Source organism: Burkholderia sp. LMG 13014 (genome assembly GCF_905232215.1).
Taxonomy (GTDB): Bacteria; Pseudomonadota; Gammaproteobacteria; order Burkholderiales; family Burkholderiaceae; genus Burkholderia.
This window is the reverse complement of record NZ_CAJNKE010000179.1, coordinates 1-10642: the sequence shown is the minus strand read 5'-3', so window position 1 is coordinate 10642 and position 10642 is coordinate 1. Positions and strand designations below refer to the sequence as shown.

7 protein-coding genes are annotated in these 10642 nt (G+C 64.9%); 6 read left to right on the top strand and 1 reads right to left on the bottom strand.

Annotated features, from left to right (window positions below):
* Nucleotides 1-877: histidine kinase dimerization/phospho-acceptor domain-containing protein (locus JYJ84_RS18550; protein ID WP_240201875.1), on the bottom strand; the 877-nt coding region annotated here is incomplete at its 3' end.
* 205 nt (nucleotides 878-1082) lie between these two features.
* Between JYJ84_RS18550 and JYJ84_RS18545 the strand changes: the two genes are divergently transcribed.
* From JYJ84_RS18545 to JYJ84_RS18520, 6 genes are all read left to right on the top strand, one after another.
* Nucleotides 1083-3461: a TonB-dependent receptor gene (locus JYJ84_RS18545; protein WP_175221303.1), complete on the top strand. Its 2379-nt coding sequence runs from the start codon at nucleotides 1083-1085 to the stop codon at nucleotides 3459-3461.
* A gap of 19 nt (nucleotides 3462-3480) precedes the next feature.
* Nucleotides 3481-5124, top strand: coding sequence for a serine hydrolase (locus tag JYJ84_RS18540; RefSeq protein ID WP_175221302.1), 1644 nt, complete (start codon nucleotides 3481-3483; stop codon nucleotides 5122-5124).
* A 1091-nt stretch (nucleotides 5125-6215) separates the two neighbouring features.
* On the top strand, nucleotides 6216-7328 hold the full coding sequence (locus tag JYJ84_RS18535; protein WP_122944923.1) for a hypothetical protein: 1113 nt from the start codon (nucleotides 6216-6218) through the stop codon (nucleotides 7326-7328).
* A gap of 324 nt (nucleotides 7329-7652) precedes the next feature.
* Entirely contained in the window at nucleotides 7653-8678 is a 1026-nt protein-coding gene (locus JYJ84_RS18530) for a substrate-binding domain-containing protein (protein WP_122944922.1), read from the top strand.
* A 70-nt stretch (nucleotides 8679-8748) separates the two neighbouring features.
* Nucleotides 8749-9777, top strand: a complete 1029-nt coding sequence (locus tag JYJ84_RS18525) for an ABC transporter substrate-binding protein (protein ID WP_043182161.1) — start codon at nucleotides 8749-8751, stop codon at nucleotides 9775-9777.
* A gap of 17 nt (nucleotides 9778-9794) precedes the next feature.
* Nucleotides 9795-10619, top strand: a complete 825-nt coding sequence (locus JYJ84_RS18520) for an ABC transporter permease (protein WP_089445290.1) — start codon at nucleotides 9795-9797, stop codon at nucleotides 10617-10619.
* Nucleotides 10620-10642 lie beyond the last annotated feature (23 nt).

The following is a 10642-nucleotide window of genomic DNA, read 5'->3' as shown; positions in this document are numbered from 1 at the left end:
GCTCCAGCTGCAACTCCGGTATGCCCGGGCCGTGATCGACAACCTGGATACGCACGCACGACGGCGTGTCGATCAGGCGGATGTGCGCGTCTTCACCGTATCGAATCGCGTTGGCAACCAGGTTCGTCAGGCAGCGTTTGAGGCCCAGCGGCTGGGCCGATATCGGCGGCACCTCACCGCTGATCGTCACCTTCTGACCGAGTTCGGCCGCATCTTCCGCGATGGCATCCACCAGTGCATTGATATCGACCGGACTGAACGCCTCGACCACTTCTTCATTGCGCAGAAACGACAGCGTGGCCTCCAGAAGCTGCGTCATCTCGTCGATGTCGTCTCTGAGCCGGTCACTCAATTCGACATCCTGAGCAGATCGAAGGCGAAGCGTCATGCGCGTCAGCGGGGTACGCAGATCGTGCGATACGGCGGCAAGAAAGCGGTTGCGCTCGCTCATTTGCCGCCGCAGCGACGCCTGCATCGTGTTGAACACGCTGGCGGCCTGACGCGCCTCGACCGGGCCGATTTCCTTGATGGGCGGCGCATCGATATTCCTCGACAGTTCAGCGGCCCCTACGGTCAGCGTGCGGAACGGGGCGGCCAGCATGCGCGCGCCGATCCAGGATGAAATCAGCGCCGGCATCACCTGGATCATCACCGCGGCGCCCCACTGCAACGATGCGCTCATCCCCGGAGGCGGCTTGAAGGGAGCGGTGCTGTAGAGCTTGAAGAGCAGCAGGCCGGCACTGATCTGCATCACGAGGATGATCGAGATCATCACGAAGAACAGGCGATAGAAAGCCGAATCGAAGCGGGGTCTGTGCATGGTCATGGCCGACAGCGAGCAATGGCTTCGATTATCGCCCGTGAATGTAGGGGCCATGTGTGCCGTTTATTGCAAACCCGAAACATGTCTTCGTCCCGCGTCCACCTCGTCTGCCCGCCTGGCCCGCCATCACGCTCACCGATCGTTTGTATCACCGACGATACAAACGCCACATGAACCAGAAATAACCGGCACTTACCGTTCCCCCTGAGTTGCGCTACACGGCATCGCGTTCAGTCGATCGCAAAATCAGGAGGAGACAATGATGAAGGTGAAGAACCGGACGAAGCACCCGGCGGTTTCGGCAACGCTACCGCTGCGGCACGGCGGGCGTTACGCCCCCCTCTTCGTCGGACCGGTATTCGGGTTGGCATCGTTGGGCGTGCACGCGCAGGAACAGGCGCAAACGCCCGTGCCGACTCAGCAGATCGCCGCGCCTGATGCGGCGTCCGCTGCGACGCCTGCCGCGGTGCCCGGCACCGCGGTACCGAATGCCCCTGCAGCGGAGACGTCGAAAGCGCAAGGCAAGGATGGCGCGACGCTCAATACCGTGGTGGTGACCGCGACACGCCGACGCGAACCGGCTCGCGAAGTCCCCATGCAGGTCAATGTCCTGTCGGCCGACGAACTGCAGAAGAGCGGCGCGAAAACGATGTCCGATTATCTCTCTGCGGAGCCGGGTGTCGACTTGAACGCCAGTGGCGGCAGCGGGTCGGGCCAGGTCAGTATCCGCGGCGTGACGACGGGTGTTCAGACAGGGCCGACGGTCGGCATGTATATCGACGACGTCGCGTTCGGCGGCAGCACCCTGTTCTCCCAAAGTGCAACGTTCGCGCTCGACATGAGCCTGCTCGACCTCAACCACGTCGAGATCCTGCGCGGTCCGCAGGGCACGTTGTATGGCGCGGGGGCGATGGGCGGCTTGCTGAAATACGTGACCAACGAACCGGACCCGAGTCAGTTTTCCGGGCAGGTCGGCACCGGCGTGTCGGGAACGGCGCATGGCGGTGTGAGCGGTTCGGCCAACGCCGCGTTGAACATCCCGCTGAAGACCGACGTTGCCGCGCTGCGCGTCTCCGTGTTCGGGCAGCACGATGGCGGTTATGTCGACGCCGTGGGCCCCAAGGCGGACACCCACATCGATCGCGGCGACACCTACGGCGCCCGCGCGTCGTTGCTGCTGACGCCGACCCGCGATTTGACGGTCCGGTTGTCCGCGGTCTCGCAAAACATCAATCGCAACGATCCGAACTACGTCGAATACGGCGCCAACGGGCAGCCGGTCTGGGGCGACCTGACAACGCGACAGTTTGCCCAGCAGCCCTTTCATCAAAACATCCAGCTGTATTCGGCCGGGATCGAATACGAACTCGGCTGGGCGCGCCTGAACTCGATCACGTCGTATCAACGCATCAACACGAGCGCGCCGCAAGACCTGACCGGTGTCTATGGGCCGCTATTTGCAGCACAGGGGCTGGATCTCGGTTCGGTAGTCGCCAAGGATGTGGCCACCACGAACAAGGTGACCCAGGAGTTTCGCCTGACCTCGCCGGGCAACCAGCGCCTCGAGTGGCTGGCCGGCCTCTTCTATACGCACGAGCGCAGCAACTCGAGCGAAGGCTTCCTGACGACGTTGCCCGACGGCACGCCCGGCCCGAACCTGTCGGAGCTCCAGGCGCCCAGTACGTACAACGAGTACGCGGCCTACGGCGACCTGACTTATCACCTCACGCCGCGCCTTTCGCTGACGGGCGGCGTCCGGATCGCCCACAACACCCAGACCTATGAACAGACGACCTCCGGTACGCTCGCCGGTCCGACCCAGACCATCTCGGCACCGTCGTCGGACACCAGCAAAACCTACATGTTCACCGCGCGCTATGCGCTGACCGCCAACAGCAATGCGTACGTCCGCATCGCCAGCGGATACCGGCCCGGTGGCCCGAATGCCCTGCTGATCGATCCCCTCACCGGCATGCGTGCGGCGGGCAGCCCGACCTTCGCGCCCGACACGCTGTGGAGCTACGAGGCAGGCTACAAGGCCGACCTGCTGGACAAGCGGCTATCGCTGGAGACGTCGGTCTACGACATCGAGTGGAAGAACATCCAGCAGCTCGGCACGGTCGATGGCGTCAACCAGGTCATCAACGCCGGCAACGCGCGCATCAAGGGCCTGGAGTTCTCCGGTACGTTCCGCCCCAACCCGCACTGGAACTTCAGTGCGAACCTGTCGCTCATCGACGCCAGCCTGACGACCGGCAACGCGAGCGCGGGTACGACAGCGGGCCAGCCATTGCCGAACTCGGCCAAGGTCGCCGCGACGCTCTCGGGCACCTATCTGTTCAGCGCACACGGGTATCCGTCGTATGCGGGTATTACGCAGCGATTCGTCGGCCGGCGTCATAGCGGGTTCGACGCCAGCTCGGGCCGGCCGGATTACCCGTTGCCAGGCTACGCGATCACGGATCTCCAGGCGGGCGTGGACTTCAGGAAGTTCAGCCTGGCGTTCTATGTTCGCAACCTGTTCGACCGGCGCGCGTTGATCGCGGCCGGTACTTCGCTGATACCGCTGGGCGGCCCGGCGCTCGTCAGCGTGATTCAGCCTCGCACGATCGGCGCGGCACTTACCGTTCCGTTCTAAATCATAGGGATAACTTAAAATGACGCAAGAATCGCACGATATCGTCAAGCAACTGGATACCCTGTTCGAACGCTTCAACAAATCCGATGAACCCGGCCTCGTCGTGGCCGTGGCGCACCGAGGCGAAGTCCTCTACCGACGAGGCTTCGGCATGGCAAGCCTGGAACACGGCGTAGCCAATACGCCGGCCACACGCTTGCGCATCGGCTCGACGAGCAAGCACTTCACCTGTCTCGCCGCGCTCCTGCTCGCCGAGGACGGCAAGCTCGACATCGACGCCGGGATTCGCACGTACCTGCCTGAACTGCCGCTGCTGGCAGGCGATCCCAGCTTGCGCCAGCTGATGACGCATACGAGCGGCTACCGCTGCTATCTCGACCTCACGCTGCTCGCGCAAGGCGTGGCGACGCTGCCGCGTGGCGGCGTGCTGGCGGCAGAAGTCCGGCAACGCGACGTCAATTTCCCGCCGGGCGAGCGGATGATCTATTGCAACGGCGGATATCACCTGCTGTCGCTCGCGATCGAGCGGGTCAGCGGCCTCCCCTTCGAGACCTTTCTGAAGGAACGCATCTTCGACGTGATGGGCATGGTCGACACGGAGTCGGTCGCCGACGACATGCGCATCCGCCCGCGCATGGCGACCCAGCACGTGCCGGACGGAAAAGGCGGATTCATGCGCGGCCTCTTTCCGTCGTGGGAAGTGCTCGGTGAAGGTGGGATCGTGTCGACAGTCGACGACATGCTGCGCTGGCTCGCGCACCTGCGCGGCCCCAAGCGGGTCGGCAGCGAAGCAAGCTGGCGCCAGATGCTGACCAAACCGCACTATTCGAGCGGCGCGGAAGGCGTCTACGCCCTCGGGCTGATGCTCACACCCCATCGCGACGTGGAGGTGCTGCATCATGCCGGCGGTGTGTTCGGTGGCTCATGTCAGATGTTGACCGTGGCCAGGCAGGCGCTGGATGTCATCATTCTCACGAACGGCGCGGCAGTCAATGTGATTGAACTGGCTACGCAGATAGTCGATATCGTTCTGGGCGATGCCATCCTTGGCGCGAAACCTGCCGCGCCCCTGCAAACTGCCGGGCACGAAGCCTTGCTCGGCAAGTACCACTCGCGTGTATCCGGGACGTATTGCGTGATCGACGATCACGACGGGCAAGTCAATGCGACCTTGCATAACGCCAGACAGATGCCTCAGGCGCTCATCGAGACGGAAGCCGGATTGCGGGTCGACGAAGGGGCCGGCGGAACGCTGCTGATCAAACCTCGAGCGCCGGCGGCAGCGGCACGTGTGACGGCTATCGAGCTGGTGGACTGCGGGCACGCGGAGACGCTCGAGCGCTTGCCCGATCACGCACCGTCGCTCTCCGATGCGTCGGCCGGTCTGACGGGCACGTATCACGGTCACGATGCCGCGGCACGTGCGACGATCGCAGTGACGAACGGTGAACTCATGTTGACCATGCACGGCGTCGCAGGCAGTGCCGACTACCGGCTGGAGCCGGTGGCCGACGATATTTTCACGTTCGACCCCGCCGGTCAGTTTGCCGTCATCCACGGCGTCCTGACGGTGGAACGCTCGGGTCACGAGGTGACGCGCTTTCGCATCGATACGTCGCGCACGCGCAACTTGACCTTCATGCGAGAGCGGTGTGATTCGTAGATATCGCGTCACTTCATGATGTGACGTTTGCGTGGTGGGGCTTGCAGCTTCGTCAGGAGGTGCGAGTTCCGCCACGCGCCTGTGATGACTCGCCGTGACGCCGCCGGAGATCGCCCTGCCGGTCCATTCGACGAGTCGCTGATGACGGTGGCTTCGTCGTTCGGTCGAAGGCAATCGCAATCGATACCACGCCACAAAAACAAAAAACCCGCGAGCGCTAGGCTTCTCGCGGGCTTTCGACCCTTCGTCGAATCGCACTGAAAGCGATCGTGGTGCCGGGGACCGGACTCGAACCGGCAAGCCAGTTAAGGCGGCGGATTTTCGTCACACTGCTTCTTTCAAAGCCGGCGTCGCGTGCGCGATGCCGTTCGTGCGCTGGACTATGCCTTCACCGTCGCGCGCGGGCGTGCCTGCTACCCGTGCGCCTTAGGCGCCCCCCGTCTAGTCTCTACACCTTCCTCGCGGATACCGCGAGGCTTGGCTCGGCGTTGCCTCGATGCGCGCATCAGGGGTTTCACCGAATTTGAAGGGTTCTGCACCGACCGTTTCCGGCCGGGCACTCAATCTTTTAAGTCCGCTATGTTTACCAATTTCATCACCCCGGCAAGAGGGCGGACGCGATTCTACCATTGCTCGCGCCCCCCTTCCTCATTTGTTCCGTCGCAGCTTGCCCTACCGGCGACGCGCTGTCGCGGTAATGCCCCGAGACCGATCCGGTCCGTTGAAACAACGTCCCTTGCAACCGCACCGACGCTTGCCGGCACGATCGGCCGCGCGTTCGATCACATGCGCCTTACATCCGGAAAATGAAAGGCTTCGATTTCGCCTGACATCCGCATGCTCGACCGACGCGGCCGATGCCCCGATTTCCAACCGAATTTCGATACACGGGCGATTCGCCACCTTTCGTTAAGCCCGCCTTAAGCAACGCCGTGATAGCCGATCCCGGCGTTGCGAACGGCACGCCGCACGTTCGCGATTTTTTCACCGAAACGAAATATGCGCGCCTTAGCCTGACCCGCGCCCATGTAACCAGCGGTAATAGATCAACCCGATTCGGTTGGCGCGAATCATCTATTCAGGAAAACGAAATGTTTAGAAAGCCTCTGTTCATTGTGATGTCAGCATCGGTCTTTCTTGCGGCATGCGGTGGAGACGATGCGACTTCGACCCCCGGTATCGCACCGACCAATACGGCGGCCGTGCCGAACACGGCCACCGCGTCCGGCTACGCGCTGTCCGTGTTCGCGAAAGCGCCGGTCTCCACCGACAAACCCGACTCGATCGTCCAGTTCAACGACACCGTCTTCATCGGCTACCAGAAGGCGGGTGACGTCAAGGACGGCTCGGTCCCGGGGCTGACCAACGATGTCGTGCAGTACGACCTGGGCGGCAACGCCCTCAAGACTTACTCGGTGCCGGGGCACGTCGACGGCCTGATGGCGCGCGCCGACACCAACACGCTCTGGGCGATGGCCAACGAAGACGGCAATCCCGAGCTGACGATCATCGATCTCAAGGCCGGCACGCAGAAGACCTACGCGCCGACCGTCAATCCGACCGCGCACGGCGGCGGCTTCGACGACATGCAACTGCTCAACGGGAACGTCTACGTGAGCGCATCCAACCCGGCGACGCCGGGCACCGCGCCGACGGTCGTCCAGCTCACGCTGAACGCCAACGGCACGACGTTCGACGTCGCCCCCGTACTGGCCGGCAATGCACAGGCGACCGACCTGACGCCGTCGGTCGGCGGTTCACCGAATCCGACCTACAACCAGCCGGTCACGCTGGCCCTGACGGACCCGGATTCCGAAGCGATCGATACGGCCGGCGACCTCGTCCTCGACAGCCAGGCCGACGGCAAGCTGGTGTTCATCCACAATCCAGGCGCAAGCCAGAGTGTCAGCGTGCTGACGCTCACGCTCTTCAACGACAAGGACGGCCCCGTGTATCCGGTCGACGATACCCGCTGGGTGCCGGCGCCCGGGCCGCAAAACAAGACCTTCATGCTGTTCACCGACGCAAACAACACGACGTACCGCGTCGATGCCGCATTCAGCCAGGGCGACGCATACAGCGCCGGCCAGGGCCAGGTGATGAAGCTCGATCCGAAGACCGGCCACCTGACGCCGATCGCAACGAGCGTCGGCAACGCGTCGGCGCTTCAGGACCCGCACGGCATGCTGTTCGTCGCGCTGTAACGTCCGTCGGCGCTTGCGTACCGTCCGCCGCCCGGGGCGACCGACGGTACGCGGGCCACGCGCCTCGGGGGGCGCCGTTCCTCGCGCGCGCCCACCCCGCTACCGTGCCGGCGGACGCACCTGAAACGATCCGTCATCACCAACCACCTCGCGCGCGCCCACACGCCGCTCCGTTCCGCCGCTACAATCCACGCGTGGTTTCGCGAGCGCTTTCGTCATACGAGCCCGTGCGCGCTGTCCGATGTGCCCCCTTCACGCGTCATCGGCAAGTCACAAACGTTTTCGATAATTTTCCGGCCGAAAACGTTTACATCGCGCTACCACATGACCTCGACCATCAAGGACGTCGCTGCCCTCGCGGGCTTCTCGATCGCCACCGTCTCACGCGCGATCAACGCGCCGCATACCGTCAGTCCCGCCACGCTGCAAACGATCCGCACCGCGATCGACACGCTGCAGTTCCGCCCGAGCCCGCTCGGCCGGCAACTGCGCGGCGAGCGCACGCGGCTCGTCGGCGTCGTCGTGCCGACGTTGTCGAACCCCGTGTTCGCCGACTGCCTGCAAGGCATCGACGAGCTCGCGACCGCGGCCGGCTTCAAGTTGATCCTGATGACGACCGAATACGATGCGGCGCGCGAGCGTCATGCGATCGAGACGCTGCGCGAGCAGCGCGTCGAAGGGCTGATCCTCACGGTCGCCGACGCGGACACGCACCCGCTCCTCGACATGCTCGACCGCGACGGCCCGCACTACGTGCTGATGCACAACGACACGCAGCGCCGCCCGTCGGTATCGGTCGACAACCGCAGCGCCGCCTACGACGGCGTACGGCTGCTGACCGCGCGCGGTCACCGCCGCGTGCTGATGCTGGCCGGCTCGCTCGCCGCATCGGATCGGGCGCGCCAGCGTCATCTCGGTTACGCACAGGCACTCGAGGAAAGCGGCGTCGCCACGCTGCCGCCGGTCGAAGTCGACTTCAACGCGCCCGAGTTGCCCGACGCGGTGCTTGCGCATCTCACCGCACATGCGACGCGTCCGACCGCTCTCTTCTGCAGCAACGACCTGCTCGCGATGGTCGTGATGCGCGGCCTGCGCCGTGCGGGCTTCTCGATCCCGGACGACCTGTCGGTGCTCGGCTTCGACGGCATCGCGATCGGCGAACTGCTCGCGCCGCCGCTCGCGAGCGTCGCGACGCCGAACCGCGACATCGGCCGCCACGCGTGGCAGCGTCTCGTCGAATGCATCGGCGGCGCAGCGATCGAACGCACGTCGCTGATCCTGCCTCACGAGGTGCGCGACGGCGCGACGGTCGCCCCGCCGGCCACCGACCTGCAATTGCGCCAGGCCTGAACGAGCGCGCCGCACCACCCCGTACACAACACCACCACCCCAGCGCCTCACCCTCGCCCGGAGACCTGCCGTGTCCTTTCGCCTGACCTCGCTGCTGCGTGCGCTTGCCGCACCGCTCGCCTGCGCCGCGCTCATCGCCGGCGCGCCCGCCGCTCACGCCGACGAAACCGCGATCTGCTACAACTGCCCGCCCGAATGGGCCGACTGGGCCGCGCAGATCGCGGCGATCAAGCAGAAGACCGGCATCCGCGTGCCGTTCGACAACAAGAACTCGGGCCAGTCGATCGCGCAGCTGATCGCCGAGCAGAAGAGCCCGGTCGCCGACGTCGTCTATCTCGGCGTGTCGTCGGCGTTCCAGGCGAAGGACAAGGGCGTGATCGCGCCGTACAAGCCCGCGCACTGGAACGACATTCCCGCGAACCTGAAGGACCCGCAAGGCTACTGGTTCGCGATCCACTCGGGCACGCTGGGCTTCTTCGTGAACAAGGACGCGCTCGACGGCAAGCCGGTGCCGCGATCGTGGGCCGATCTGCTGAAGCCGGAATACAAGGGCATGGTCGGCTATCTCGATCCGTCGAGCGCGTTCGTCGGCTATGCGGGCGCGGTCGCCGTGAACCAGGCACTCGGCGGCAGCCTCGACAACTTCAAGCCGGCGCTCGACTGGTTCAGGAAGCTGAAGGCGAACGCGCCGATCGTGCCGAAGCAGACCGCGTATGCGCGCGTGCTGTCGGGTGAGATTCCGATCCTGCTCGACTACGACTTCGATGCGTATCGCGCGAAGTACAAGGACAACGCAAACGTCGAGTTCGTGATTCCGAAGGAAGGCACGATCGCGGTGCCGTACGTGATGAGTCTCGTGAAGGGTGCGCCGCACGACGCGAACGGCAAGAAGGTGCTCGACTTCGTGCTGTCCGACGAAGGCCAGAAGCTGTGGGCCAACGCCTACCTGCGTCCGGTGCGCGCACAGACGCTCGGCGCGGACATCGCATCGAAGTTCCTGCCGGCGAGCGAATATGCGCGCGCGAAATCGGTCGACTTCGGCAAGATGGCGGCCGGCCAGCAGGCATTCGGCCAGCAGTACCTGCAGGTGATGCAGTAAGCCGCAGGACGCAACCGATGCTCGACCTGACTTTCCCGCTGCGCTGGCGCGTCGCGCTCGTCGCGCCGGCGCTCGCGGTGTTCGCCGCGTTCTGGCTGCTGCCGATGGCGGCACTCGTGCAGGTGTCCGCCGACGGCGCATTCTTCTCGCACTACGCGGCGCTGCTCGGCAATGCGCGCTACATGAAGAGCCTCGGCGAGACCGTCGCGCTGTCCGCGGGCGTCACGCTCGCGACGCTCGTGCTGTCGACGATCTCGGGCCTCCTGCTCGCGCGCCGTGAATTCGCGGGCAAGCGCGTGCTGCTCGCGCTGCTGACGTTTCCGCTTGCGTTCCCGGGTGTCGTCGTCGGCTTCATGGTGATCATGCTCGCCGGCCGGCAGGGGCTGATCGGCATGCTGTCCGCGAAGCTCACGGGCGACAAGTGGGTCTTCGCCTACTCGGTGGCCGGGCTGTTCATCGGCTACCTGTACTTCTCGATTCCGCGCGTGATCGTCACCGTGATCGCGGCCGCGTCGAAGCTCGACGCGTCGCTCGAGGAAGCCGCACGCTCGCTCGGCGCATCGCCGTGGCGCATCTTCGTCGACATCGTGCTGCCCGCGCTCGCGCCGGGCCTGATCGCGGCCGGCGCGATCTGCTTCGCGACCGCGATGGGCGCGTTCGGCACCGCGTTCACGCTCGCCACCGACCTGAACGTACTGCCGATGACGATCTATACCGAGTTCACGCTGAACGCGAACATCGCGACGGCGGCCGGCCTGTCGATCGTGCTCGGCATCGTCACCTGGGCCGTGCTCGCGCTCGCGCGCCGCTTCACCGGTCACACCGCCGCCGCCGCGGCCTGAGGATTCCCGCATGCAATCGCTTT

What these genes read in the sequence shown, in the direction of transcription:
- JYJ84_RS18520 (WP_089445290.1), top strand. Translation starts at nt 9,795, where the DNA reads ATGCTCGACCTGACTTTCCCGCTGCGCTGGCGCGTCGCGCTCGTCGCG.
- JYJ84_RS18545 (WP_175221303.1), top strand. Translation starts at nt 1,083, where the DNA reads ATGATGAAGGTGAAGAACCGGACGAAGCACCCGGCGGTTTCGGCAACG.
- JYJ84_RS18530 (WP_122944922.1), top strand. Translation starts at nt 7,653, where the DNA reads ATGACCTCGACCATCAAGGACGTCGCTGCCCTCGCGGGCTTCTCGATC.
- JYJ84_RS18540 (WP_175221302.1), top strand. Translation starts at nt 3,481, where the DNA reads ATGACGCAAGAATCGCACGATATCGTCAAGCAACTGGATACCCTGTTC.
- JYJ84_RS18535 (WP_122944923.1), top strand. Translation starts at nt 6,216, where the DNA reads ATGTTTAGAAAGCCTCTGTTCATTGTGATGTCAGCATCGGTCTTTCTT.